Below are 26,071 nucleotides of genomic sequence, written 5' to 3'. Positions count from 1 at the left end.
TTAGCGCACAAAAACCTCACCCGGAACACGGCGGCAGAAAAAAGCGCAGCCGTCCAATCGGGCGGCTGCGCTTTTCCTGTCGGCTCCCTCGCCGGGAGCCCGCTCTCTACGGCTGCGACTGCAGATATTGCTTCACATCGTCGAATGTCACCTTGCCAGACTTGTTGACGTCGATCTTGCCGAAATTGTTAGCCACATAGCCCAGGCCGCTCTTTTGCGCCTGCTGTTGGGTCAGCGTGCCCGTCTTGGCGACATCGGCAGCATCGAAATTCGACTTCAAACGGCTCATGGCTTGCGCCTTGAGCGTGTCGCCGGTGGATGCCGCCGCGGCTGGCGCCGCCGGCCGCGCTGCCGGGAAGAACGGACCTTCCACGCCATGTTTCGCAATTCCGGCCGGAGTGGCAGCTGTATCGCTCGCATGCGCCAAGCCGGCCGTTGCACAAAGGGCAAATACCATCAGATAAAATGTATTTTTCATAGGATTTCCTATACGCCTTTCTTCATCATAGTACGATCCGTACGCCGTCGGCGCGGGTTCCGCGTATTGCCTCACGTGCCTAAGGCGTACCCGCCGGCCCCATATCCGACCACGGCGCCGGCAGCTCGGCGAAGCGCATGGCGCCCCTTATCCGCCTGCCCTGGTAATAATCGACCAGGTCGGCCTTCATGCGCGGCCGCGAGTTGTCGTCCAGGTAGATCATGTGGCCGCCGGCATAATGCGTCACCTGGATGTCGGGCCGGATGCCGGGAACGCTCTTGAGCCGTCCCAGATCTTTCTCAGTCATGAAAAATGGCGTAACCAGGTCGTGGTAGCCGTTTTCAACCAGCACCTTGATGTGCGGATTAAGCGTGATTTCGGCCAGCAGGTCGGGCAGCGTATCCGGCACCGGCAGCCCGCCATGGCTGAAATCCCAGTTACTGTTGGCGCTATTGCTCAAGGTTACGTAGGTGGTGTTCGGCGCCGTGTACTTCAGGTAGTCCGGCAGCTGCTGGCTGAGAATCGCCGGGAACGGCTTGGCGATCAAGGCATCGGATGGATCGGAATCGCCCACCAGCATCGGGCTGCCGTTCGGCGCCGACACGCGGCCGTCATAGCCGCCGATGGTGTAGCCTGGCACCAGCGTGGTGTTGAGCGAGTTCGGCCCCAGATAGGCTTGCAAAGCGCTCACGTTGATGCCGCTCTGGCTCGACATTTGCGCATACACGGCGGGTGTCGGGAATACCGGCGGATTTGCCAGACCGAGGAAGGTCGGACCGTAAGGCAGGAACTCCGCGTAACGATCGGTCGAGAAGTCGCGCATGCGCCGGGCAAAGCTACGTACGCCGGACGGCGGCGGCGTGACCTGGCCGAAGAATGCCGCTACTTCGGCATAGCCTGGCAGCAGCGATACCGTGTAGTCGGTGGCCCGCTGCAGATCCGCTGCGCTTGGATATTGATCGTTGTAATCCAGGATGCAGGACTGCAGGATGATTCCGCTCAAACGCACGCCAGCCTGTTCCAGCAACGGCGCCAGCACATCGGTGCGCGGTGTGCCGTACGATTCGCCGTACAAGTAGATCGGCGAATGCGGGCGCGGATTGACCGCAAGATAACGCAGGATGAAATCGCGCATCACGCCGGCATCCTGGTCGACGCCCCAGAACGTTTGATTGGTATTCGGCAGGACCGCCTCGGAGAAACCGGTGCCCGGCGGATCGATGAACACCATGTCGGTGGTGTCGATCAGGCTCTCCTGGTTATCCACCAGCGGGAAGTTAGGCCAGCCGGTGGTGTACGGATCAAGCGTGGCGACCCGGCTCGGCGCGAAAGAACCCAGGCGCAGCCAGATCGATGAAGATCCCGGTCCGCCGTTGTAGAAGAACGTGACGGGACGCGGCCACGGCCAGTGGTTTTTTGCGGTATAGGCAACGTAGAACATCGACGCTTCAGGCTTGCCGCTGGCGTCGGCCGCGGTCAGGTGTCCGGTAGTGGTGATGTAGTCCACGCGCCTGCCGCTTTCGCGATAGGTCAGCTGATGGTAGGCGACTGCCGCCTTCTCGTTGACAATCGACGCCGCCAACCCGTCAGCAGGGCCGAATGCGTAGGCTGTGTTATCCATGTAGGGCTGGTCAGGCGGGAACACTTCGGCCGCCGCCGGCGTGGAAAAAATCGCGCAGAATCCTGCGGCCAGCGCCGCCGCGAATATGGTGCTTCGGATTGTTCGAGGGGGAGTACTGGCATTCATGGGACGATCTGTTTTCATCTCTTGCCCTTTCTTGTTAAAGACGTACCGCCTGACGGCGGCACAACCGGGTGATTTGACTGACAAAAGCGCTACCGTTACTTCGCCATCGCTTGCTGCGCCAGGTAGTCTCCTGGTTGCTGCCGGCAAGCTGTTGCTATTCTCCCTTTTTGCAATTGAACAGACGAACTCTGTCCGCGCGACCGCTTCGGTGCTTCATGGATGGATGCAGATTGGATAGGCAGCCGCAAGATCATGCGACCTGGCCGGCGAATCTCACCGCGTCAATAAACCGAGTGAGATTCGACCCCGCCACCTGAAAGGTATACTACAAAAATACATTTCTTCAAGGAAAGTTTCAATTGGGACGTAGTGCTGAGCGCGGAGGCCGGCGACCGGCAAAGGAAGATCAGCCGCGGCGAATGCGGCGAACCATCTGGAAATCCGTTTTCCCGATTACTTCGACGCCAGGATATCGATTTTTTCGATGGCTGGCGGCTGCGAAAACAGTTCGGCCGACCTGCCCATCAGCGCAGCGGCTACCCGCCCGTTGAGATGAGCCTGACGGCCCGCCTCGTCAGGAAAAGTGTCGAAGATGCCGTAGGTGGACGGTCCCAGCTTGATGGCGTACCAGGTGGTGGTCGCCAGCTCCTGTTGCACAACTGCCAAGCCGTCGTGCAGAAATGCCTCGACCTCGGCTTCTTTTCCCGGCCGGGCTTCCAGCCTGACGAATAGACCCAGATTAGCCATGTCGACCTCCCGCTGATATGCATGGAACTAGAGTTTAGCCGTCCCCGTACGCATTGCAATGCTGCTGAATCAAGCTATCAGACGCGCACCAGCAGCTTGCCGATATTCTTGCCCTCGAACAGACTGTTGAGCGCATCCGGCAACTGTTCGAAACCGTCGACATAGGTCTCCTGGAACACGATTTCGCCGCTTTTCACCCAGGGCGCCACGATCGCTAGCATCTCATCCATGCGATTGGTGTAGTCGCGCGCCAGGATGCCCTGGATGGTGGCGCGCTGGAACAGCATATGCTGCAGGAAGCGCGGACCGAGGTCGGGCGTATCGAGGCCGCCATCATACTGGCTGATGGCGCCGCAGATGATGATGCGGGCGCGCCGCTTGATCAACGGGATGACTGCATCGGTGATAGGGCCGCCGACATTGTCGAAGTAGATATCGACGCCGCCGGTAGCCGCCTGGATCGCAGCGCTCAATGCTTCAGGCGTCGTATGCGCGCGATAGTCGATGGCGCCATCCAGCTTCAGCGTCTCGGTCAGGAACTTGCATTTCTCGGCGCCGCCGGCGATGCCGATCACGCGGCACCCTGCCCGCTTGCCGAACTGCGCCACCAGTGAACCGACCGCACCGGCGGCTCCCGACACCAGCAAGGTATCGCCCGGACGCGGACGACCGGCTTCGGTCAGGCCGAACCAGGCGGTGCGGCCCGGCATGCCCAGCACGCCGAGCGCGGTGGAAACCGGCGCAGCGCCGGGATCGAGCTTAGTCAATTCGCTGTGATGACAGCGCGCATACAATTGCCAGCCGCTATAGGCCGATACCCAGTCGCCAGCCTGATACAGAGGGCTGGCCGAAGCAACCACTTCGCCGACCACGCCGGCGCGCTGCACGATCCCCAGCGGATGCGGCACATCGTAGGTATTGCGCTCGTGCTGCTGGATACGGATATACGGATCGACGCTGATGAATTTGGCGCGCAGGATCACTTCATTGGTCGCCAGGTTGCCGTCGAGTTCGCTTTCACGCAATTCGTAGTGATCATTGCTGACCCGTCCATCCGGACGCTTGACGTAAAACCACTGGCGGTTCTGGTAGGTGTTTTGCATGTTGGAAGCCTGGTTGCTGTTGGCCTGACAGTGTAGCGAAATTGCCAAAGCTGCGCTGGCCTCGGGCATAAAGCCGACTGGACGGCAGTTGTCTAAAGAGATCGATCAACATCAACTCAAGAGGTATCGTATATTATAAAATAGCAACACTTAAAAACCTCCGCGTCGCCTGCAATTCGCCGAGGTCTAATCCGGTTTTGCCAAGGAGATTTTGGTTGAGGCAGCTATTTAGTTACCGACGTGCTTCCTGGACGGTTTTCGCCAGCGCCTGGCTTCTTCCAGTTGGATGGGCCTGGCGCCAGCAGGCGCAACTCGAAAATGCCTATCCGCTGTCAACATGCGGCATGCCAATATTTTCGATATATGCGCTCGCCGCAATTGTGGCCGCAGTACTGTCAGCTGCAGCGCTTACTTTGGGCATCGTTGCGTTCCGGCGCCTCCCTTTGCCGTCAACCAGAAAAAATGTGGCCGAGTTGCTTGTGCTGGCTGCACCGCTGGCAGCGGCGCTTTTTTTCATAATCGCGCTGTTTGCCGGCTAGCGCACCGGACAAATCATATAAACGGTATTGAAATTGCACCCGTTGCCACAAAATCTCGCCAGCCTCCCCATGCGTATTGACCAGGATATTGTTGTTCGCCTTGCATAGGCCTTGAATACGCCATATGGGAAAACATCACGCCACTCAGTAGAAACGCAGCATTCTCAAAAAGGAAAACAATGATAGAAGGCAGCACGATCAATATCCGGCACGCCAGCAAAAGCGACCTCGCAACATTGATGCCCTTGATGAATGACTTGAAGGCGCGCGGAGAATATCTGCCCAGCAGCCTGTTTGCGCCAGCCTCGATTGAAAAAAGCATCGACGCCACTGGCGGATCTTCAGGCGATGATGAACGTTTCCTCATTGTCGACAAAGAAGACCGCATACTGGGACGCATATGGCATTTCAAGGCAGGTCCCTATTTCAATGCACGGGAAATAGGCTATATCCTGTTTGCGGTGGACAAGCGGGGAAGCGGCATGACCAGCGAAGCGGTAAGGCTTTTGACTAGCTATCTGTTCCAATCCCTCATGATCAATCGCCTTGAAATCAAGATGGACGTTCTCAATATCGCTTCTGAAAAAGTAGCGGTCAAATGCGCTTATCAAAAGGAAGGCGTGGCGCGAGGCGCCGCTTTCATACGCGGCAAGCATATCGACATGAACGTGTATTCGTTGTTGCGCAGCGATTGGGAAGCTGACAAAAACTACGTCAGCAATCCATCCCGACCAGCAACGCCATCATGACGACATCGTCATACCGTCCATCCAGGAACCTGGCCTTGCGCTTCACGCCTTCTTCGACGAAGCCATGTTTCCGGTAAAGCCCGATCGCAGCGGCATTGCCAGCATACACCTCCAGCTCGACCCGGGTAATGCCGCGCCTCAGGGCGCTTTCGATAGTTGCCGCCAGCAAGGCCCGGCCGACGCCTTGGCCGCGCCAGGATTTGATCACTCCCATGCCGAGCGTGCCGCCGTGGCCGAAGCCTGGCAAGGGATGGGGCAGGATGTCGCACCAGCCGATCATCTGCTCGCCGTGCAGGGCAACCAGTTGTGCACAATCGTTCTTGACGTTGTTGGCGACAAAGTTGCTGACCCAGGCCGGCGAGCGCGCTTCTGTCTGTCCGAGATAAATACGCTCGCGTGCGATTGCGTCCAGCACTTGGTGGAATTGCGGAGCGTGCTCGGCACGGATCGGCATGATGCTGAACATGGTTTCTTTCATCGCGTAGCATTCGCTTTCAACTGGCGCCCCGCGACGCCTCCTACGCGATGCTAACGCAAATCATGCAATCTGCCCATGATTGTCTTCATCTGTCGGCAGCACCCTGGCCCACGGACAAGCCGCTTCATGGCTTTTCTCGAAAGCGCAAATCTGCGGCAGCATTTGCAAGGTTGCACCCACCATATCCAACCCTTCGACGATCATTTTCCTGTGCCGCTCGCCCAGCGTAAAACCGAATACCAGCGATCCGCACGACAGCTGCATCTGTTCCAGGTCGATAAGCAGGCGCTGCCAATTGCTCTCCAATGCCTTCAATAGCAAGGCAATCCGGTCATGCTCCAGCACGATCAGCAGCAAGCGGTTATTCAGCGCATTACTGAAAAAAATCTCGCCAAAGCTGGGGGCAATGACGGCTTCCACTCCCAATTGCTGCAAGCCCCATACAGCATGCTCACGACTGGAACCGCAGCCGAAATTGGAGCCGCCGATCAGGATGATGGCGCCCTTGTACTCGGGGCGGTTCAGCACAAAATCCGGCCTGGGACTGCCGTCCGGATGAAAGCGCAGGTCGAACAGCACGCCCCGGTCCAGTCCTTCCTTGCTGATCGTGCGCAAGAACTGCTTGGGCATGATCTGGTCGGTATCTAGGTTATCGATCGGCAGCGGCGCGGCAATGCCTTCGATGCGTTTGTTGTCAGGCATGCTGTTTCTCCAGTGCGCGGACATCGCTGATGCAGCCACTGATGGCGGCGGCGGCGGCCATCGCCGGACTCATCAGATGAGTCCGGCCACCCCTGCCCTGGCGGCCTTCGAAATTACGGTTGGTGGTGGAGGCGCAGCGCTCGCCCGGCGCCAGCACGTCATCGTTCATTGCCAGGCACATCGAACATCCCGGCTGGCGCCATTCAAAGCCGGCATCGATGAAGATGGCGGCCAGGCCTTCCTGCTCGGCCTGGCGTCGTACCGCGCCGGAACCGGGCACCACCATCGCCCGCACCGTGGCGGCGACGCGCTTGCCGGCGACGATGGCGGCGGCAATGCGCAAATCCTCGATGCGGCCATTGGTGCAGGAGCCGATGAAGACGCGGTCTAGCGGCAGGCCGGCAATTGCGGTTCCGGCCGAAAGACCCATGTATTGCAGGGCCCGGGCCGTGGTTGCCGCTACCTGTTCGTCGCTTGCCAGCGCCGGATCAGGAATCAAGGCATTGACTGCAATCGCCTGGTCGGGACTGGTGCCCCAGGTGACAAACGGCGCGACTTCCTGTGCGGCGAATATATGTTCGATATCGAACACGGCATCTTCATCTGAATATAACTGCTGCCAGTCGCCCAGCGCCCGCACAAAGCCGTGCTCGCCAAGATCCTGCGCCTTCGCCCTGATATAGGCATAAGTCGTCTCATCGGGCCGGATCAAGGCCGCCTTGGCGCCGGCCTCCACCGCCATATTGCACAAAGTCATGCGCGCCTCGGCTGACAGCGCCGCTATCGTCGTGCCGGCAAACTCGACGGCGTAGCCGCGCGCGCCCTGGGCGCCGATGCGGGCGATGATCAGCAGGATCAGGTCCTTGACCGATGTGCCCACCGGCAGCGCGCCGTCGACCCTGATGCGCATATCTTGCGCCAAGCGGTAGACCAGGGTCTGGGTCGCCAGGATGTGCTCCACTTCAGAAGTGCCGACGCCGAATCCTAGGGCGCCCAGCGCGCCGTAGGTGGTGGTATGGCTGTCGCCGCACAACACCACCATGCCGGGCCGGATCCAGCCATGTTCGGGTGCGATGATGTGCTCTATGCCTTGTTCTTCATCGTTGGTATCGAACAGCTTGATGCCGAACTCGCGGCAGTTGCGCTTGAGGTTGCTGGCTTGCAGCGCCGAGGCCGGATCGAGGATCACGCGCTGCTCGATGCTGACCGGATGGGTCGGGATGATGTGCGACACCACGGCAAGCTGCTGCCGCGGCCGCAGCACGGTCCGATTACTGGCGCGCAAGCTGCTGAATGCCTGCGGACTGGTGTATTCGTTCATGATGTGCAGGTCGGCATACAGCAGCACGTGCTGCTCATCCAATACGGCGACGGTGCGGCTGTCGACCAGCTTTCGATATAGTGTGCGATGTGGCATGGCGTGATCTCCGGCGTTCAGTCGGCGAAAAATGGCAGGACTTCCGCCAGCAACTGGTCTGGCGCCTCTTCCGGAATGTAATGGCCGCAGGCCAGCGCCTTGCCGCTCAGATGCGTCGCCAGTTTCTCCCATTCCGCTAGCGGATCGAAGCATTTTTCGATGACGCCGTTTGCGCCCCACAAGACCTTGGTTGCGCACTCGATCTTGTTGCCTTGCGCCAGGTCCAGCCGCTCATGCTCCAGGTCGATGCCGGCGCTGGCGCGGTAATCCTCGCAGATGCCATGGATGGTGGCCGGATCGCTCAGGCAGCGCAGGTATTCGGCATAGGCCGGCGGCGTGAACGGCGCCAGGCCGGCGCTGCGGCCGCCTATCGTGTGCTCCAGGTATTCCTCGGGATGCGAGCCGATCAGCAGTTCTGGGAACGGCGCCGGCCGGATCAGGAAGAACCAGTGGTAATAAGCCGTGGCGAAAGCCATGCTGGTCTGTTCGTACATGGCCAGCGTCGGCGCGATATCCAGCAGCACCAGCTTGCGCACCGCCTGTGGCTGATCGAGCGCCATGCGATAGGCTACCCGGCCGCCGCGGTCGTGTCCCATCAGCAGGAATTGCGGAAATCCCAGCTGCGCCATCAGTGCTATCTGATCTTGTCCCATGGTGCGCTTGGAATAGTTGCTGTGGTCCGCCAGGCCGGCGGGCTTGCCGCTGTCGCCATAGCCGCGTAGATCGGCGGCGACGACGGTGAACTGGCGGGCCAGCCGTTCAGCCGTCTTGTGCCAGATTACGTGGGTCTGCGGATGGCCATGCAACAGCAGCAAAGCCGGACCGTTGCCGCCGCGGATGTAGTTGATCTGCGTGCCGTTGACCTCGGCCATGCCATGCTCGAATCCTGGAAACATTGCTCGCTCTCCTTTTGATGAAGAGATTGTATAACCGGCAGTTAGATTTATAATTCATTAATATTGATTCTATTATTTCTTTCAAGTTAATAATGAATACGCTTTCCGACCTTGCGTTCTTTGCTGCCCTGGTAAAGACCGGCAGCCTTGCCGCGCTGGCGCGCGAACTTGGCGTTACCCCGCCGGCGGTCACCAAAAGACTAGCCAATCTTGAGCAGCGCCTGGGGGTGCGCCTGCTGAACCGCACCACCCGGACCATGAGCGTGACCCATGAAGGCGAGATCTACCTGGCGGACGGCGCCCGCATCCTGGCTGACATCGAAGCGCTGGAACGCACTATCGGCAGCAGTCGCGCAGTGCCCAAGGGCCTGTTGCGCGTCAACGCCAGCTTCGGCTTCGGCCGTAAGCATATCGGCCCCGCCATATCGGAATTCAGCAAGCGCTTTCCGGAAGTGGAAGTGCAGCTGCTGCTATCTGAACGGCCCTTGAACCTGGCAGACCAGGCTTTCGATATCGGCATCCGCGTCGGAGAAATGCCGGACGCGCGCATCATTGCGCGCAAGATCGCCGCCAACCGCAGGCTGTTGTGCGCGGCGCCAGCCTACCTGAAGCAGCATCCGGCGCCGGCCACGCCGCGCGATCTGCAAACCCATGCCTGCATCGTGCTGCGAGAAAACGATGCCGCTTACGGCAGCTGGCGTTTAAGCCGCGGCAAGCGCCAGCAAACCATCAAGGTGCGCGGCGCTCTCAGCAGCAACGACGGCGAAACCGTACTGGACTGGGCGCTGGCAGGCCATGGCATATTGATGCGCTCCGAATGGGACGTGGCGCCATATCTGCGCTCCGGACGGCTGCGCCAGGTGCTGCAGGAATGGGCACTACCCTCGTCCGACATTTTCGCGGTCTACCCGGAGCGCCTTAATCTGTCGGCCAAAGTCACTGCCTTTGTCGACTTCCTCGCGGCGCGCTTCACAGCCCATCTTCTGCCGCAGAAGGATGGACAGCATGGCTGGTAGGCATTTCCAGCCGGCCGAACTCGCCGCGCCGGTAAGCCTGCAGCCGGTCGTTCATCTGCTCCACGGTATTCATCACCAGCGGCCCGTGCTTGACCATCGGTTCCCTGAGCGCCGGGCCGGACAGAATCACGAAGTGGGCGGGCTCCGCCGCCGTCAACCTGAGGGCGCTCGCTTCGGCTACTCCTAGCGCGTGGCCCGCCGTCAGCTGCTGGGCGCAGGCAAAGGCGTCCATGCTCAGGCCGAGCGTTCCCTGTACCGCATAGATCATGGCGTTCCAGCCGGCAGGGATGACGTGCTCAAAGGTCCCGCCAGCTTCGAGAAAGCCGTCCAGCAGCGTGAACGGCTGCGGCAGCCGCGCCGGCGAACGCAAGCCCTGGGATTCGCCTGCCGCCACCCTTACCCGCACGCCCGGCGCCCGGAACACAGGGATGTCGGCGGCGTCCACATGCACCGCATGCGGCGCTATCATTTTCTGCGCAGCCGGCAGGTTGACGAAAATCTGCAAGGCATGCACATGCGGATTCTGGCCTTCCGGCTGTTCGGTGTGCACCGCGCCACGGCCGGCGACAAACCAGTGCAGGTCGCCGGCATGGATCGGCCCCTGGTTGCCGAGCGAATCGTAATTGTGATGCGGGCTGGCGGAATCTTCAAACACATAGGTCACCGCCGAGATGCCGGCATGCGGATGCGGCTCGAAGGTTGGCGCTGTCATGTGGAAGTGGTCCAGCATGACGACCGGATCGACCAGTCCCCGGAAATCGTTCTCCGCAAAATGCCTGGCCTTGAAACCCTGGCCGATGTGCATCTCATGCCCTGCGACGATCGGCGAGACAGATAATTTCTTGTTCATGTGAATTCCTCTGTTCCGGATAAGTGATGGCAGCTTTATTTATTGCTGAATGCACTGTGCAATTGCCAGACCAGGTTGGCGAACGGCATGTCCAGCGCCGCGTAGACATCCTGCGCCTTCGGGTCGGTATTATCCCTCAGCATTTCCACCGCCGCCGTCGCATAGTCGGTCACCGGCACGCCGGCCCCGGCCAACCTTTGCAAACCAACGGTGCGCTTGGCGTCATTGAATGTGCCTGACGCATCCAGCACCACACGCGTATCGTAGCCGGCAGCCTTGGCAGACAGCGCCGGAAAGGTAGCACAGACTTCCAGCGAGACGCCGGCGATCAGAATTTGCTTGCGTCCGGTTTTACGGATCGCTGCTTGCACCTGCGGATCTTGCCAGGCATTGACCACGGTGCGGTTGATCACCGGCACGCCTGGCAAGGCTGCGCGCAGTTCCGGGATGGTCGGGCCCCACATGCCATCCGGCATGGTGGCCGTCATGATCACCGGCACGCCCAATGCCTGCGCCGCCTTGGCCAGCGCCACCACATTGTGCTTGAGCTCGGCTACAGGCATGTCGCGCACGCCAGTAAACAGGCCGACCTGGTGATCGACCAGCAACAACACGGTGTCGTCGCGCGATTGCGGGGTGAGATAAGCATTCGCGCTCTGGACACGCGCATCGGCGGCGACAGCTGGGGCGGCTGCCGCAGCGTTGGCGGCGAATAATGAGAAAGCCAAGGCGGCAATGGCGCCAGCCTGGATAAATTTGCTGTGTTTCATGTGATTCTCCTGTGTGGAAGCAGTTTTTGATGAGCGGCAGTTGCTTTCTTTGCCTGGGATCCATCATGCGCTTGCAACGATCATGGATAAAGGTGCAAAATAACAACCTATCGTTTCGCTGGTGGAACGATAAAAACAAGCAAGGTACCTGCTTCCATGAATCCTCTGGCGATCGACCTGAATGACCTTTACCTGTTTGCCCAGGTAGTCGAGCGGCGCGGCTTTACCGCGGCTGGCGATGCGCTGGGCATTCCGAAATCGCGCATTTCGCGCCGCATCACGCAACTGGAAACGCGCCTGGGTGCGCGCCTGCTGCAACGCACTTCGCGCCGCATGAGCCTGACCGACGCCGGCCAAGAACTGTACCGCCATTGCTCCGCCATGATCGCCGAAGCCCACGCCGGCGAAGATGCGGTGCGCAAGCGCCTGGGCGAGCCCAGCGGCACGGTGCGCGTCAGCCTGCCGATGGCGATCGCCGACATTGCCTTGCCACGCCTGCTACCGCGCTTCATGCAGCAATACCCCAAGGTGCGGCTGATGGTGCAAGCCAGCAACCGCCAGATCGACCTGATTGAAGAAAACATCGATGTAGTGGTGCGCGGACTCGGCGCCCAGCAGGAGCCGTCGAGCCTGGTGCAAGCCAGCCTCTGCTCGGTGCACTGGGTGCTGGTGGCTAGCCCGCTGTATCTGAGGCATAGCGGGCCGATCGACGATCTGCCTGCGCTCGCTGCCGCCGACGCCTTGTACTACGCGCCGCTCAGCGACAGCGACGCCAGCTGGCGCCTGCTGGGACCGGACGAGGCGCGGCATCAGGCGCCGATCGGCAAGCTGCGGCTGCAGAGCGATAATTTATCCATGCTGAAACAGGCAGCGCTGGCAGGCATGGGTGTCGCCACCCTGCCGCGCTATGCCTGCGCTGCCGAACTGGCTGCCGGCACGCTGCAAGTGGTGCTGCCGGAATGGCGGCCCAAGGCCGGTCATATGGTGGTGCTGTTTCCGTCGCGCCGCGGCTTGGCGCCGGCGGTCAGGGCATTTGTGGATTTCCTGAAGAGCGAATTGCCGGCCGCGCTAGCTTAGCCATCGACGGCCGCCCAGCACACAAGCACTGCCTGACCGATAATAGGCACGACCATATCCGCTCGCCCCTATCTGAGGTATTTTGCATGCGCACACCATCCAATTCCATCCTGGCCTATATCCAGGCCAAGGACGGCAACCGGCCCCACCTGATGGCGCACGCCTTTGCCGAGGACGCCACGCTGGCCATGGCGGTCAACAGCGGCGCCATCACCTTCCCGCCGTCCACCGTGGGACGCGACAATATCGCCGACGTGCTGGTGCGCCGCTTCGGCCAGACTTACGAGAATATCTACACCTTTTGCCTGGCGGTGCCGCCGAAGAACCAGGAATCCGTCTTTTCCTGCGACTGGCTGGTAGCCATGACGGAGAAGGAAAGCCGCGCCGTGCGCGTGGGATGCGGCCGTTACGACTGGGCCTTTGCCGAAGAATCCCATCTGGCGCAAGGTTTGGCTATCACCATAGAAGCCATGCAAACGCTGCCGGCAAACGTGGTCGACGCTGTCATGGAATGGGTCTCGGTCCTGCCCTATCCCTGGTGTTCAGCCGACGCCGTGATCGCCGGCGCACCCGCCATCGAAGGCTTGGACGCGGTGCTGGCATATATCGCACTAAAAGGCCGCTAGTGCGGATCCGCCGCCGCGCCGGATTGATTCCACCAGCCTCCGCCCAGTGCCTGCAATAGCGCCGCCGTATCGGTGTAGCGCGCCGCCTGCGCCACGGTGCGCTCAAGATCGGTCTGCATGTTTTGGCGCTGGGCCTCAAGCAAGCTCAGATGGCTGACGCCGCCGGCCTGATACTGCTTCAGGGTGATCGCCAGGCTGTTCTGGGAATTCTCAGCCGCCTGCGTCCTTGCCTGCAGCGCCAGCGCATCGTTCTCCAGCGCACGCAGGCTGTCCGCCACCTGCTGCAAGGCCTGCAGCACCGTTTGCTGATAACCGGCCGCGGCTGCATCGTAGGCGGCGACCGCTGAACGCTTCCTGGCGCGCAGCTCGCCGCCGTGGAACAGGGGCTGCATCAGCTTCAGACCAAGGCTCCAGACATTCAGGCTGTTGGCGATATCGGCGATATGCGTCTGTTCCGCGCCGGCGCTGCCGGACAAGGTGAGTTGCGGATAGAGCCCGGCCGTGGCCACGCCAACCTGGGCGCTGGCCTGGTGCAAGGTGGCTTCCGCCGCGCGGATGTCGGGACGCTGGCGCGCCAGCGCCGAAGGCAGGCTCAGCGGCAGCCGCTCCGGCAAGATCAGCGCATCCAGTTCCAAAGGCGGCAAGTCAGCCGCGCCGGGCGCCTGCCCTAGATAAACCGCCAGCTGATGTGTGACCTGCGCCATTTGCTGCCGCAACGCCGGCAACCCTGCTTCGCTCTGCGCCACCAGGGTTCGCTGGTTCTTGAGGTCCAGCTCGGCAATGCCGCCCGCGGCCAGGCGCTGCGCCATGATGGCGAGCTGCTGGCGCTGCAGTTCCAGCATCCGTTCAGTGCTGTCGATCTGGGCATGCAGGGCAGCCTGCCTGATCGCCGCCGTGACGACATTGCCGGCCAGCGCCAGGCGCGCCGCCTGCAATTCCTCGGCCTGGTTCTGCGCCTGCGCCTGCAAACCTTCCAGCATGCGGCTGTTGCCGCCGAAGGCATCGACGGTGTAGGAAACATTGAGCGAGGCGTTGTACAGGTTGAACGGGCCGGCCTGCGGCACATTCGGAATCCCCAGCGCAGTGGTGTCGATCTGCTGGCGCGTGCCGCCCAGTTGCAGGTCGGCCCTGGGATAGCGGGTGGCGCCGGCTTCCGCTTCCAGCGTTGCGCCGGCCTGGCGCAGGGTGGCTTTTGCTTGCGCTATCTGCGGACTGTTGGCCAGCGCGGTACGCACCAGCGCATCCAGCCGGGGCGAATGGAACAAGTTCCACCATTGCGCCGGAATATCCATGCCGGCGTCGAACTGCTGGGCTGCACCGCCTGCTCCACCGCTGGCGGCGGTGGCCTGCGGCTGCGCGCCTGGGGTGTACTGCTGCACGGCCGGCGCCGCCGGCGCCTGGAAATCCGGCCCCACCGCGCAGGCGCTGAGCAGCGCGCTTAGCCCCAGGCACCAGGCCGGGTTCGCTGCGCGCCGCATGTGGACTAGCATGGCTGCCGGCTTCATGACGACTCCCTCAATCCAGTGTGCTGCGGTAAAAGCGCAGCGCAATGCCCATCACGATCACCGTGAACAGCATCAGCGGCCAGACGTTCGGCCACAGATCGATCCAGCCGTTGCCTTTCAGCAGGATGCCCCGTATCAGGCGGTTGAAATACGTCAGCGGCAGCAGGTTGCCGATGAACTGCGCCCACTTCGGCATGCCCTGGAACGGGAACATGAAACCCGACAGCAGGATGTTCGGCAAGAAGTAGAACATGGTCAGCTGCATCGCCTGCAACTGGTTTTGCGCGATCGACGACAAGGTGATGCCCACCGTCAGGCTGGCGGCGATGAACAGCAGCGCCGCCAGGTAGATCGCCAGCACGCTGCCGGCGAACGGCACGTGGAACATGAAGCGCGCACCCAGCAGGATGATGCTGGCCTGGATCAGGCCGATGGCGATGTAGGGCATGATCTTGCCGGTCATGACTTCGATCGGCGAGACTGGCGTCGCCAGCAGGTTTTCCATGGTGCCGCGCTCGCGTTCGCGGGTCATCGAGAGACCGGTCATCATCACCATCGTCATCGACAGGATCACCCCCATCAAACCAGGCACGACATTGTACTGGGTCACGCCTTCCGGGTTGTACAGGCGCTGCACCTGGACCTCGAAGGCGGGCGCGCCGCCGCTGAATTTCGCCAATGCCCCTTTCAGGTCCTTGTTGGCTACCGATTGCACCAGTTGCGGCAAGGCCGCCAGCGCCATGCCGGTGGCGGTAGGGTCGGTGGCGTCGGCTTCCACCAGCAAGGCCGGCCGCTGGCCGCGCAGCAGGTCGCGCGTGAAGTCGGCGGGGATGTTCAGGACGAACAGCACTTTTCCCTGCGCCAGCGCGGTGCGGGCTGCCGCTTCGTTGGGCAGTTCGGCGACGATGTCGAAGTAATCGGAAGCCTTCATGGCAGCGATGAAGGTACGCGTGAATTCGCTATGGTCGGCGGCGATGACGGCGGTCGGCATGTGCTTGGGATCGCTGTTGATGGCAAAGCCGAACAGCACCATCTGCATCACCGGGATCACGGTGATCATGCGCACCGTGACGCGGTCGCGCATCAGCTGCAGGAATTCCTTGAGGACGATGCTCCACCAGCGGCTGAATGAAAACCCCGAAAAACCGCTCATGGCTGATCTCCGAAATTGTCGGCGGAGCGGTTCATCATGTAGATGAAGACGTCTTCCAGGCTGGTGTCGATCGGTTCCATGCGCAAGCCCTGGCCGGCGGTGATGCGGCGCAAGGTCTGCTCCAGCAAGGCGGCGTCCTTGCCGCACACGTGCAGCGAGGTGCCGAACACCACCAGCTGATCGACTCCGGGCTGCCCGTGCAACTGCCGGGACAGGCCGACCAGCTGGTTGTCGTCGCTGTCGCGGCTGTTATAGATCGCCCAGGTCGTCAATCCCTGCCCCGCCGCCACTTCAGCGGCAGTGCCCTGCACCAGCAGCTTGCCGTAGGCCAGGTAAGCCAGCTTATGGCAGCGCTCAGCCTCGTCCATGTAATGGGTGCTGACCAGCACGCTGATGCCTTCCGCCGCCAGCCGGTGCAGCTCTTCCCAGAAATCGCGCCGCGCGGCCGGATCGACGCCGGCGGTCGGCTCGTCCAGCAACAGCAGCTCCGGCTGGTGCAGCATGCTGGCGGCCAGCGCCAGCCGCTGCTTCCAGCCGCCCGAGAGCGAACCGGCGAGCTGCTTGGCGCGGCTGCTCAGGCCGAGCTTCTCCAGGCTCTGGTCGACCACTTCCTTGCGCTGCTTCATGCCATAGATGCGCGCCACGAAATCCAGGTTTTCGCGGATGCTGAGGTCGTCCCAGTAGGAGAACTTCTGCGTCATGTAGCCGACCCGGCGCTTGATCTGGTAGCTCTGCTTGATGATATCGAAGCCCAGGCAGGTGCCATGGCCGGAATCCGGCGTCAGCAAGCCGCACATCATGCGGATCGATGTCGTCTTGCCGCTGCCGTTCGGCCCCAGGAAGCCAAAAATCTCGCCGCGCCTGACCTGCAGCGACAGGTCTTTCACCACATGCTTGCTGCCGAAGTGCTTGTTGATGCGGTCGACATCGACCACCAGGTCGCCGCCGGGCTTTTCGGCATCGCTGTGAGATTCGCTGGCGGCAGTCATGGCAGTTTCACTTCCACAGGTTGGCCCGGGTGCAGCTTGAGCGCATCGGCCGGCGCCGGCCGCGCTTCGATCATGTACACCAGCTTGGCGCGCGACTGGTTGCTGTAGATGATGGGCGGGTTGTACTCGGATTCGGTCGATATATAGGAAATGCGCAGCGCCACGCTGGCCTGGCAGCCATCGCAGCTGAGCGTCAGCGCCTGGTTGATCCGAAGCCTCCCAAGTATGGTTTCCGGCACGAAGAAACGGATCTTGACGTTTTCCGGCGGCAGCATGCGCAGCACAGGGCTGCCGGCGGCCACCCATTCGCCTTCCCGGTACATGGTGTCAAACACCAGTCCGGCACGGCTTGCGTTTATCGTCTTTTGGCCCAGCTTCCAGTCGGCCTGCTCCAGCACCGCCTGCGCAGCGGCGACCTGTGCCTGCTGCGCCCGTACCTGGGCCGCGCGGCTGGGCAGGCGGTCGACCGCCAGCTGGCTTTGCCACTGCCTGACCTGGGCGCTCGCCGTTTGCGCCGCCGCGCGCGCATCGTCAAGCTGCTGGCGCGCGATACCGCCGGCCTGGAACTGCAGCTCGTCGCGCCGTAACTGCAACGCGGCTTTGCTGGCCGCCGCCTGCGCTTGCGTCAACTGCGCCCGCGTCACATCCTGCTCTTGCGGCCGCTTGCCGCTCTGGATATCGGCCAGTTGCGCTTCGGCCGCGTTCAGCTGGCGTTGCGCCTGGTTGCGGGCGGCGCTTTCATCGCCCGCTTCCAGCGTGAACAACGGCGCGCCCAACGCCGCCTGCTGGCCGCGCTGCACCGACAGCCGATCCAGCCGCCCTCCCTGGGAAGAAGCGACGTACACATACTCGCCTTCGACATAGCCCTGCCAATCGTTGTCGTTGGCCGGTGTGCAGGCCGCCAGCGCCAGCCAGCTGACGGCTGCAGCCGCCATGGCTGCAGGGCGGGAAAACTGCTTGAGATGGTCGGCCAGGCTGTAGCGCATGGAAAGTCCCCGGTTAGTCGTCTGTGAGGGCGGCGCCAGGCATGGCCAGCCCGTGCAACAGCAGCGCCTTGATATGGCGCACCAGCGCCGCCTTGTCCATCAGCGCCACCTTGTGCGCGATCGGCAATGACGGCTTGTCCTTGAGCGTACGCGCCATCGCCAGCGGCAGCATGGTCAGGCCGATGACGGAAACGAAAATCAGGTTCGGCTCCAGCTGCGGATTAAGCTGGCCCGCCTGCTGGCTGCGCGCGATGCTGTCGGCGAACACGGCCAGTTTATCCAACGGCACCCGCCGCACCATGCGCTCACGCAGCTGGCCGCCGTCGCTCAGGACTTCGCGCACCCACAAGGCCGGCATCCAGGGCATTTTTTCGGTTGTGCTGATCATCCGGTCGACGATACCCATGATCATCTCCCCCGGCGGCTGCTCGCCGCTGATCGGATCCCAGATGCTGTGGATGAACAGGCTGATCCGCTCCTCGACCACGGCTTCGATCAGCTGGTCGCGGTTCTTGAAGTAGTAATGCACCATGGCGGCAGTGACGCCGGCCTGGCGCGCGACGGCGGCTACCGTGGTGGCCGCGATGCCCTGCGAGGAAAACAGCAAGGTGGCGGTATCGAGCAGCTTTTCGCGGCTGTCCTGGTCGGATGCCAGCGGTCTGCCGCGAGCGGGTGTAGACGTGGTCATGCATCGAAGATTAATCAATGCATTAATTAATTACAAGGATGGAGATGTAACGGCAAAGCCGCATCAGATCGAATAAAAAGCTTTAATAAAATTCACTAACAACATGATTTAAATGGATATTCCTCAATAAAAATCCGTACCACAAACCGGCGTGGCCTTCTTAAAATTAAAAAAATACCATTAAATGTACTAACTCAGACTTGACCAGATATTCGTTGTACGAATCTCCGTCCGGAAACGACTGTGGATTCAACTGGTGGCTACCTGGCTGCCAGACTCACCGTCGAGTTGATGACCTGCAAACTAGCGATTAGTTGCGAACTCAGCGTAGGGGAAATTACTCGCGTCCAAAACTGAGAATGGCTCTTCCTATTGAATTTCCTGATACTAACGGATTCGGCATCCAGGCCGTAAAGACGACGAGCGTGTCTCCATCAAGCTTGTAGAATCGTTCCTGCTCACTGCCGTTCCAGGCTTCATTCCAAGATGTGTCAACTTTTGTGATGAACCTATCCCCATCTATCCGATACCGTCCTGTATAGGCCATCACAGTACGGAAAAGTGCCACCAGTTTCTCATCTGTATTCCCTGGCTCCCGCGCCTTTGCGGTAATTAGTACCATCATTCGCCCATCAGAGCCGAAAATAAGGTACCCATTGGGGGCGTCGCCCCACGGATGAGTGCGCTCCTTTGAGTCCTGAAGCTCAGTATCACAAGAAACCAACCGCCAGCAACCGTGGAGCTTAGTGTCGCGCTCAGACATATTCCCTCCTGTAGTAGTTCGCCTAAATGTACCCACCTGTCGAATGTTGCGTAAGTTGCCATGCAAATTGCAATAACACCATCAAATTCGCGGCATGCGCCACGGACCGCTAATGGCCGGTTACCGACGTCCACGGCGGCGCTTCCATTCGTCCACTACATCACCCATATTCTTCGGGAGTCCGTTACGTATATAGGCCATCAGTTCGCGGTCAAATTTGAAATCCGTCCCACACTGACTGGAGAGAAAGCGCCGAACGTTTTGTGTGTTCTTGTAGTCGGAATCGATTTCAGTTGTGGGCGATATCATCCCACCATGCCAATCAAATTTCATCTTCGCACTCCATCGGTATCAAAACGCGAACGGCGGCTCCTGGCCGGTTCCTGCCAATAGCATTACCGACCGATCTAGATTTGACCTGGCACTTCCTGTCAGGTCAAATTTGAACTAGTACGCGTTAAACGTGTGGCGTTTGCTCTTGCTTCAGCGACTGCGCCAGCTCACCTGCCTTGAGCGAACCCATCAGCGACAGCAAGGTATTGAACGCATTGGTATCGCCACCGCCGCCCATCTGAATCTGCGGCACCAGCGGCACCTTGGAAGTTTCAAACGCTTCAGCCAGGCGCAGCATCACGGTTTGCATCAGCTGCTTGTCGGCGCCCTCTCCTTGCATCGCTTCTGACTTGGCCTTGATCGCGGAGGCTTCGGCCTCACCGACCGACCTGATCGCGGAAGCACGGCCGGAGCCTTCCATTTCCTGCTTGAATTTCTCCGCATGGGCCAACGCTTCGATTTCCTGGCGCTTCTTTTCAGCCGCCTTGACGTTGGCCGAACCCTGGTTTTCCTTGATCGAGATATCCACCAGCGAACCGGTCAGTTCCTTCTGCTTGGAGGCTCGCTGCTCGGCCTCGTTGAGCTCGCGTTCCTTGTCGGCGGCAATCTGCTTTTGCGCAAAGGTTTCCACCTGTTCGCGGGCGATCTGGCGGTCACGCAGCTGCGCCATGATGTTTTCGATCTTGGTGTCGCCCGGTTGCGGCTTCGGCGTGCCGATCAAGACCTCCTGGAATTCCAGCGAATACGCCTGGAAGCGCTCTTTCATGTCGGCCGAAGCATTGCCCTGCAATTCGCTGCGCGACTGGATCAGTTCGATGAAGGTCTTGGTTTGCGAGACATTCTTGAAATACGACGACACCATGGGGTCTAGCGTCTGTTCCACCAGCTGGGCGACATTGCCGAAGCGCTGCACCACCATCGGCGCTTTGCGGTAATCGATATGCACCACCACAGACAAGGGCAATTGCGGCTCAAATGCGTCCTTGGTGATCAAGGTGATCTCGCGCAGGTTGCTGTCGAAGCTGGAACCGCTCTCGCCGGACTTCCACATCAGCACGAAATTGGTGGTCGGCACCAGTTCGATCTTGCCGGCGTAAGTGTTGAACGCGTATTTCCCCGGCATCAAAGGATCGCGCCAGACGCCGCGGCAACCGCTTTCGACCAGCTCGCCATGGCTGTACTCCTTGCCGGACAAGTCGGAACCCTTGCGCCCGGTATAGGACACCACCACGCCGACATAGCCGACCGGGATGATGGTCTTCTTGATCAGCTCAACCGTGGCGAACAAGCGGTTGATGTAATACGTGCCCTCCACCAGCACCCGTTCCTGGCGGCCGCGCTGGCCGCCGGCGGCGAGGAATTTCTCCGGTTCCTGGAATGAATTGTGGCTGTCGCCGACATCCGGCGCCAGCAACTCATCCTTGGGCAAACCGGGGCCATCCTGCACGGTGACGATGGCCAACTGGTCGGAATCATGTGTGCCGGCCACTTCCTTCAGCACCACCGGCGTAAAGCCGCTGCGCTCGTCGAGCACGCCGCGCATCTGCTCGTAATACGCCTTTTCCTGGGCATCCAGCGACAGCGAATAGGTCGCTTCTTCCGTCATCACCACGAACAGCGCCGGGTTGATGATGTGCGTGCCTTCGCGCAGGATCTTGCGCTGCGGCCCCTTCTGGCCGCCGCCCTCGAGGAAGGAGCGGACATCGCGGAAGTCTTCCACCTTGGCGTTGTCGGCCAGCGTCTGCCCGGCAGGCAGGTCGATGCCGTCGCGCGCAAAGACATAGCCGATACGGCCCTGGGTGACCGATACCATCGGATGGATGTGCACGCGGAACTGGAACGGCGCAAAAAAATGGAAGCCGCCGCGCCGCAGGTCAGGCTGCAAGCCAGCCTCGCCATGCAGGGCCAGCAAGCCGGCTTTGACCGAGCCGCTGGAACTCCACAGCTTCTCGACCACGCCGATCCTGCCGTTCGGAATGTATCGGATGATGCCCGACACCGAAAAAAATATGGCCAGCAAGATGGCCGCCGCTACAAGAATGATAAGCGCCGTAGGCAACCAGCCCAGGCTTGTGATCAGATTCAGCATTTTGTTTCTTTCTTTTATTTTTAAGTGCTACGTTTTCCCCGTCGCCGCGAGTCTGCCGGCGATTTTCCAGCCAGAGTGTCATAGCAAAGTTTGGGATTTTTATGACGATATGGGGGCTGGGCCCGTCAGGAATTTGCGCCACGATCCCGATCCAGCGAGAAGCCGAAATCACCGTCGATCCAGGTATCTTTGTCGCGGATGATGGCCTGCGCAGGCAGCGCCGCGGTCTGGACCGAGAAGCCAGGTATTTTCTTGACCGCGGTGCCGATCGCCATGAATTCCACCAGGCCGTTGCCGATTTCGGCGATATAGGTCTTGACCCCGACCACTTCTTCCGCGCCCAGCGCATCGGCTTCGTTCTTCAGGCGCTCGATTGCAATTTCGCGGGCGTCGTGGATCAGTGTGGTGAGGTCGCTGATTTCGCCCTTGGTGAAGGATTTGAAGGCTGCCATGAAGCCACCCACCACGCCCAGCGAGTAGATCGAGGTCGACATCAGCAACTTGACCGGCGCATAACCAAGACTGGTCATGGCCCACAGCTCTTCACCGGTAAGGTCGCTGGTGACCGGATTGCCGTCTGCGCTGGTGGGCAACGCGCTATGCCGCGACGCGGTGCCGGCCATCAGCATTTCGTGCGTGCCCATCCATGGCAGGATGGTGGTGCGGATGCCGACCACGGCATTGGCGCCATCCGCCTTGGCCTGAGCTACCAGCCGCTCAAGCGCCTTGTGGCGGGTAGCGTTGAAGATATTGCTGTATTCGGCGATTTCGCCCCGCACCAGGGTTTTCAGCGACCCGATGATGCCGCGGCCGACGCCCATCGAATAGGCGATGTTGCCGAATGCGTGCTGGATCGGCATATAGCCGGCATCCATATGGCAGTACAGCTCCTGCGCATCGCCGGCAGTGGTGAAGAAACGGCCGGACAGCGCGCGCGAGTGGATGCAGGAGCCTACGAACAGGAATTCGGTGCTGCCGCTGAACGAGCGCAGTTCGCTGGAAACCCCCGCCACGCCGGAAGCGCCCTGCTGCATGGCTTCCTTGCTCATGCGTTCAAAAGCATTGGCGCGGCCTTCGTGGATCGCCGCGGTGACTTGCGTGATCTCCCCGCCCAGCATGTTTTTCAGGCCGGCGCCTATGCCGCCGAGGAAGCCCATCGAGTTGACGCTGTTGCCTACTACAATTTCGCCCGCCGAATAATTCTTTAACGCCAGGCAGAAAATTTCATTCCCGGATAAACCAGTTACTTTAGCCATACGCCTTCCTTTTCATCGACGATAAATCTCCAACGGCTCACTCCAGAATATCTGGGGAAATGAACTGAAGACGAAACGATTCTGAACCTTAAACTGGCCGCTAGCTACTGATTTCGGAGGCTTGCGATTGGAGTATTTCCTCAGGCCGGCCCGCATGAATTACTGATATTCAGGACGCATATTTCTCCGGCATTTTTAGAGCAAGCCAGCGGCGATGTCGTCTAGCGATGCGCAATCGCTCGGCATCTGGAGCAACGCGCGCTGATATTGGAAGCCGATGCCGGAAAAAAGCATCCTGCATGAATTGACAGTTGTCCGGGTAAGCTGCAACAGGCAATAATCCAGGTTGAATTTTTGGCGCAAATGCCATAAAAACAACTCCATCAGACACCGCCCGGAAAGCCTCACAACCCAGAGCGTTCCTTCTATGCAGGCGTAGTGGAAAAAGCAGGCCTTCCGCGCGCCAGAAAACCTTCATTTTGCCGGACCACTACATCGTATTTTGGATATGATGGCAGCTGGCAGCCAGGCGATCCCTGAACCCCGCAACCACCTAACACTACCTACCGGAGTAGCACAGCGTGACCACCACCACCCCACCCCAGCATCGCGCCCGCGAGGCTGCCATGCCCTTCATCATGCTGACGGTGTTGATCGACATGATTTCGATAGGCCTGATCGTTCCGGTCCTGCCGGCGCTGGTCGGCCAGTTCACCGGCAACCATGCCGACCAGGCGTTCTGGTACGGCGCCGTGGCGTTTGCTTTCGGCCTGGCGAATTTTTTCGGTTCACCTATCCTGGGTGCACTGTCCGATAACTATGGCCGGCGGCCGGTTTTGCTGCTGGGGTTTTGCGGACTGGCGTTGAATTTCTTCGCCACGGCTTTTGCCACTGCCCTGTGGATGCTGATCGTGGTGCGCCTGATCGGCGGCGCCATGCAGTCCAATGCCGCGGTGTGCAATGCCTATGTCGCCGACATCACCGCGCCGGAACAGCGCGCCAAGCGCTTCGGAATGATAGGCGCCATGTTCGGCGTCGGCTTCATCATCGGGCCGGTGATGGGCGGTTTGCTTGGTGCGGTCGACCTGCGCCTGCCCTTCATCGTCGCCGGCAGCCTGGCGCTGGTCAATCTGGCCTACGGTTATTTCGTCCTGCCGGAGTCGCTTCCAGTGGACCGGCGCCGCGCCTTCCAGTGGAAATTCGCCAACCCGCTGACCTCGCTGCAAGCCTTGTCGCGCCTGAAGACAGTCGGCCCGCTGGTGGCGGTGATCGCCTGCAACGGCCTGGCGCAATTCATGCTGTTCACCATCTGGGTCTTGTACACCTCCTTCAAGTTCGGCTGGGGTCCGCTGGAAAACGGCCAGTCGCTGGCGGCGGTCGGCATCGTGTCGGTGCTGGTGCAAGGCGTGCTGCTGGGACCGCTGCTGAAGCGTTTCAGTCCGCAGCGGCTGGCAGTCATCGGCCTGGTGTCGTCCACCGCCGCCTATCTGCTGTGGGGCGCCGCCAGCCACGCCTGGATGATGTATGCGGTGATTTTTGCGAATATCTTCGGCTCCACGGTGAATGCCTCGATCCAGAGCATCATTTCCAGCGCAGTGGATTCGCATAGCCAGGGACAGACGCTGGGCGCGGTCAGCTCACTGAACAGCCTGATGGCGGTGGTCGCGCCTATCATCGCCGCCCCCTTGCTAGGCGCGGTATCGCACCTGCCGAAAGATGATTGGCGCATCGGCACGCCATTTTATTTTTGCGCGGCGCTGCAGCTCGTTGCACTGGTGCTGGCGTTCTTGCACTTCCGGCGGCAACGCCATGCGCGCGCGGAATCCCAGCCGGCAGAAAGCCCGCAGGAAACTGAAGAAGCCATGTAATGGATGAAATTGCTGCCGGCGCCACCGATGTTGATGGCGGCGCCGGCGGTGAGGTTTACGCCGCCGCGGTCGCCGGCAAAGCCATGCTGCGGCCTGATGCGCGCGCCGACAAGCGGCTCAGGGGGATTTCCACCCAGCGGTAGAAAATCGCGCCGGCGGCAAGGCTGGCGGCCCATGCCATCAGCATGCCGATAGCCTGGTAGAGCGGCTGCGGCGGGACAAAACGCGCGAAGGCGGCGTTGACCACCAGGCACACCGGGAAATGCACCAGGAAAATGGAATACGAAATACGTCCGAAGGCACGGATCCAGGACAGGCGCTGACGCGACATCAGCATGCTGCGCCGGCTCACCAGCACCAGGGCGCAGGCGACAATCAGCGCTACCGCGATGCGGGCGCGGAAATCGATGGCCAGCGCGCACAAGGCTGGCAGCAGGATCGCTACCAGCAACAAGGCCACCACCGCCGGCCGACGGCTAAGATCGCGCGCCCACCAGGCGATGATGCCCAGGCCGTAGCTGCCGAAGAAATACGGCGCCCAGGCATCCCAGGCGGAGTCGCGGTTGAAGTACAGCAGCGAGGCAGTAACGCCGATCACGACCAATACCGGCGCCAGCCAGGGCGCCGAACGGCGGTTGGCGACGCTGCCGGTAAACCATAGCAGCACGGTGAGCAAGGCGTACAGCTGAAAATCGATGGCGACATACCAGGCGCCAGCCGAAATCGATTCATAGCCGAGCACCGTGTGCAGCAGCAGCGCGTGCGCGGCCAGCTGCAGCGCTGACGGCATGGCCGAGATCGAATAATGGCTCATCCACAAGGCCGCCCAGGCCGACGCCCCGACCGCCAGCGCGGTCGCTATCAGGAACGGCGGCACCAGCTTCATGTAACGCCGCCACAAAACGCGCATGGGATCGGCAATGCCGGAATTGCCCTGCGGCGACAGCGACTTGGCGGCGAGGAAGCCGCCGACCACCAGGAACACCTGCACCGCGATGCGGGCGTAGCTATCCAGCCAGCCGATCAGAGTAGGCGCGACCGGCCGCACGTAATCGGCCATCGGGCCGTAAAACGCCAGGTGATGCAGAACGATTAACTGGGCTGCCACTACCTTCAGCAGATCGATGAAGCCGAATTGAAAATTGGTATTGCGATCAGGTGCGGAGGATGAGCTTGCAGTTTGCGGTGAAACGCTCATTGTTACATCCGTGTTAAAAAAGATGCCAATGATAAAGACTCAGTCGCG

The 26,071-nt window shown here is 60.8% G+C and carries 27 protein-coding genes; 6 read left to right on the top strand and 21 right to left on the bottom strand.

Translation table 11 applies throughout. From position 1 onward, the window contains the following. Positions 1-106: 106 nt before the first annotated feature. From BCF11_RS23655 to BCF11_RS23640, 4 genes are all read right to left on the bottom strand, one after another. The gene (locus tag BCF11_RS23655) at positions 107-478 is read right to left on the bottom strand and encodes an EF-hand domain-containing protein (RefSeq protein ID WP_098496910.1); all 372 of its coding nucleotides are present in this window, start codon (positions 476-478) and stop codon (positions 107-109) included. 79 nt (positions 479-557) lie between these two features. Continuing rightward, a complete protein-coding gene (locus BCF11_RS23650) occupies positions 558-2,225 on the bottom strand; it encodes a peptidase S10 (RefSeq protein ID WP_369827868.1) in 1,668 nt (555 codons plus the stop codon). A 453-nt stretch (positions 2,226-2,678) separates the two neighbouring features. Next, complete coding sequence (locus BCF11_RS23645) at positions 2,679-2,972, bottom strand: putative quinol monooxygenase (protein WP_098496908.1); 294 nt, start codon at positions 2,970-2,972, stop codon at positions 2,679-2,681. Between the two features lie 77 nt (positions 2,973-3,049). Then, positions 3,050-4,075: an NADP-dependent oxidoreductase gene (locus tag BCF11_RS23640; protein WP_098497671.1), complete on the bottom strand. Its 1,026-nt coding sequence runs from the start codon at positions 4,073-4,075 to the stop codon at positions 3,050-3,052. Between the two features lie 215 nt (positions 4,076-4,290). Here BCF11_RS23640 and BCF11_RS23635 point away from each other — a divergent pair, with 215 nt between their 5' ends. Together BCF11_RS23635 and BCF11_RS23630 are read left to right on the top strand one after the other, a co-directional pair. Next, positions 4,291-4,614, top strand: a complete 324-nt coding sequence (locus tag BCF11_RS23635) for a 1,4-dihydroxy-2-naphthoate prenyltransferase (protein WP_098496907.1) — start codon at positions 4,291-4,293, stop codon at positions 4,612-4,614. Between the two features lie 179 nt (positions 4,615-4,793). Continuing rightward, entirely contained in the window at positions 4,794-5,363 is a 570-nt protein-coding gene (locus BCF11_RS23630; protein WP_098496906.1) for a GNAT family N-acetyltransferase, read from the top strand. Here BCF11_RS23630 and BCF11_RS23625 read toward each other — a convergent pair. The 4 genes from BCF11_RS23625 to BCF11_RS23610 all read right to left on the bottom strand — a co-directional run bounded on the left by BCF11_RS23625 (position 5,329) and on the right by BCF11_RS23610 (position 8,856). Continuing rightward, positions 5,329-5,829, bottom strand: a complete 501-nt coding sequence (locus tag BCF11_RS23625) for a GNAT family N-acetyltransferase (protein ID WP_158229264.1) — start codon at positions 5,827-5,829, stop codon at positions 5,329-5,331. The genes BCF11_RS23630 and BCF11_RS23625 overlap by 35 nt on opposite strands. A 72-nt stretch (positions 5,830-5,901) precedes the next feature. Continuing rightward, on the bottom strand, positions 5,902-6,543 hold the full coding sequence (gene leuD / locus BCF11_RS23620; protein ID WP_098496904.1) for a 3-isopropylmalate dehydratase small subunit: 642 nt from the start codon (positions 6,541-6,543) through the stop codon (positions 5,902-5,904). Next, on the bottom strand, positions 6,536-7,960 hold the full coding sequence (leuC, locus tag BCF11_RS23615; protein ID WP_098496903.1) for a 3-isopropylmalate dehydratase large subunit: 1,425 nt from the start codon (positions 7,958-7,960) through the stop codon (positions 6,536-6,538). Before leuC ends, leuD begins: the two co-directional genes overlap by 8 nt. 17 nt (positions 7,961-7,977) lie before the next feature. Next, entirely contained in the window at positions 7,978-8,856 is an 879-nt protein-coding gene (locus tag BCF11_RS23610) for an alpha/beta fold hydrolase (protein ID WP_098496902.1), read from the bottom strand. A gap of 92 nt (positions 8,857-8,948) precedes the next feature. On the opposite strand from BCF11_RS23610, the gene BCF11_RS23605 reads away from it, so the two are divergent. After that, on the top strand, positions 8,949-9,872 hold the full coding sequence (locus tag BCF11_RS23605; RefSeq protein WP_098496901.1) for a LysR family transcriptional regulator: 924 nt from the start codon (positions 8,949-8,951) through the stop codon (positions 9,870-9,872). Here BCF11_RS23605 and BCF11_RS23600 read toward each other — a convergent pair. Both BCF11_RS23600 and BCF11_RS23595 read right to left on the bottom strand, forming a co-directional pair. Next, the gene (locus tag BCF11_RS23600; protein ID WP_098496900.1) at positions 9,826-10,722 is read right to left on the bottom strand and encodes a pirin family protein; all 897 of its coding nucleotides are present in this window, start codon (positions 10,720-10,722) and stop codon (positions 9,826-9,828) included. The two genes, BCF11_RS23605 and BCF11_RS23600, sit on opposite strands and share 47 nt — an antisense overlap. Before the next feature lie 35 nt (positions 10,723-10,757). Further along, positions 10,758-11,492 carry an isochorismatase family protein gene (locus BCF11_RS23595; RefSeq protein WP_098496899.1) on the bottom strand — a complete coding sequence of 245 codons (735 nt, stop codon included), beginning with the start codon at positions 11,490-11,492 and terminating at the stop codon, positions 10,758-10,760. Between the two features lie 156 nt (positions 11,493-11,648). Between BCF11_RS23595 and BCF11_RS23590 the strand changes: the two genes are divergently transcribed. Then, entirely contained in the window at positions 11,649-12,569 is a 921-nt protein-coding gene (locus BCF11_RS23590; RefSeq protein WP_098496898.1) for a LysR substrate-binding domain-containing protein, read from the top strand. An 86-nt stretch (positions 12,570-12,655) separates the two neighbouring features. Continuing rightward, a complete protein-coding gene (locus BCF11_RS23585; protein ID WP_098496897.1) occupies positions 12,656-13,195 on the top strand; it encodes a hypothetical protein in 540 nt (179 codons plus the stop codon). On the opposite strand, the gene BCF11_RS23580 is transcribed toward BCF11_RS23585, so the two are convergent. The 10 genes from BCF11_RS23580 to BCF11_RS27770 all read right to left on the bottom strand — a co-directional run bounded on the left by BCF11_RS23580 (position 13,192) and on the right by BCF11_RS27770 (position 23,435). After that, positions 13,192-14,700 carry an efflux transporter outer membrane subunit gene (locus tag BCF11_RS23580; RefSeq protein ID WP_098496896.1) on the bottom strand — a complete coding sequence of 503 codons (1,509 nt, stop codon included), beginning with the start codon at positions 14,698-14,700 and terminating at the stop codon, positions 13,192-13,194. The genes BCF11_RS23585 and BCF11_RS23580 overlap by 4 nt on opposite strands. A 10-nt stretch (positions 14,701-14,710) precedes the next feature. Beyond that, the gene (locus tag BCF11_RS23575) at positions 14,711-15,853 is read right to left on the bottom strand and encodes an ABC transporter permease (protein WP_098496895.1); all 1,143 of its coding nucleotides are present in this window, start codon (positions 15,851-15,853) and stop codon (positions 14,711-14,713) included. Beyond that, positions 15,850-16,842 (bottom strand): ABC transporter ATP-binding protein, encoded by a 993-nt coding sequence (locus BCF11_RS23570; RefSeq protein WP_098496894.1) that lies wholly within the window; start codon positions 16,840-16,842, stop codon positions 15,850-15,852. Before BCF11_RS23570 ends, BCF11_RS23575 begins: the two co-directional genes overlap by 4 nt. Beyond that, entirely contained in the window at positions 16,839-17,828 is a 990-nt protein-coding gene (locus tag BCF11_RS23565) for an HlyD family secretion protein (RefSeq protein WP_098496893.1), read from the bottom strand. The genes BCF11_RS23570 and BCF11_RS23565 overlap by 4 nt, the downstream gene beginning before the upstream one ends. 13 nt (positions 17,829-17,841) lie before the next feature. Next, complete coding sequence (locus BCF11_RS23560; RefSeq protein WP_098496892.1) at positions 17,842-18,516, bottom strand: TetR/AcrR family transcriptional regulator; 675 nt, start codon at positions 18,514-18,516, stop codon at positions 17,842-17,844. A gap of 337 nt (positions 18,517-18,853) precedes the next feature. Beyond that, the gene (locus BCF11_RS23555) at positions 18,854-19,279 is read right to left on the bottom strand and encodes a lipocalin-like domain-containing protein (protein WP_098496891.1); all 426 of its coding nucleotides are present in this window, start codon (positions 19,277-19,279) and stop codon (positions 18,854-18,856) included. Between the two features lie 120 nt (positions 19,280-19,399). Next, positions 19,400-19,612 (bottom strand): DUF6434 domain-containing protein, encoded by a 213-nt coding sequence (locus BCF11_RS23550; RefSeq protein ID WP_098496890.1) that lies wholly within the window; start codon positions 19,610-19,612, stop codon positions 19,400-19,402. Positions 19,613-19,736: 124 nt separating this feature from the next. After that, on the bottom strand, positions 19,737-21,701 hold the full coding sequence (locus tag BCF11_RS23545) for an SPFH domain-containing protein (RefSeq protein ID WP_098496889.1): 1,965 nt from the start codon (positions 21,699-21,701) through the stop codon (positions 19,737-19,739). Between the two features lie 125 nt (positions 21,702-21,826). Further along, positions 21,827-22,957 (bottom strand): heavy metal-binding domain-containing protein, encoded by a 1,131-nt coding sequence (locus BCF11_RS23540; RefSeq protein WP_098496888.1) that lies wholly within the window; start codon positions 22,955-22,957, stop codon positions 21,827-21,829. Positions 22,958-23,126: 169 nt separating this feature from the next. Continuing rightward, positions 23,127-23,435 carry a hypothetical protein gene (locus tag BCF11_RS27770; protein ID WP_143751434.1) on the bottom strand — a complete coding sequence of 103 codons (309 nt, stop codon included), beginning with the start codon at positions 23,433-23,435 and terminating at the stop codon, positions 23,127-23,129. A 103-nt stretch (positions 23,436-23,538) separates the two neighbouring features. Here BCF11_RS27770 and BCF11_RS23530 point away from each other — a divergent pair, with 103 nt between their 5' ends. Further along, entirely contained in the window at positions 23,539-24,825 is a 1,287-nt protein-coding gene (locus tag BCF11_RS23530; RefSeq protein WP_233212615.1) for a TCR/Tet family MFS transporter, read from the top strand. 55 nt (positions 24,826-24,880) lie between these two features. On the opposite strand, the gene BCF11_RS23525 is transcribed toward BCF11_RS23530, so the two are convergent. Then, entirely contained in the window at positions 24,881-26,023 is a 1,143-nt protein-coding gene (locus BCF11_RS23525) for an acyltransferase (RefSeq protein WP_098496885.1), read from the bottom strand. Positions 26,024-26,071 lie beyond the last annotated feature (48 nt).

It is taken from the genome of Collimonas sp. PA-H2, from assembly GCF_002564105.1.
GTDB lineage: Bacteria > Pseudomonadota > Gammaproteobacteria > Burkholderiales > Burkholderiaceae_D > Collimonas.
Note: the sequence above shows the minus strand (reverse complement) of the source record. Positions and strands in the feature narration are given on the sequence as shown.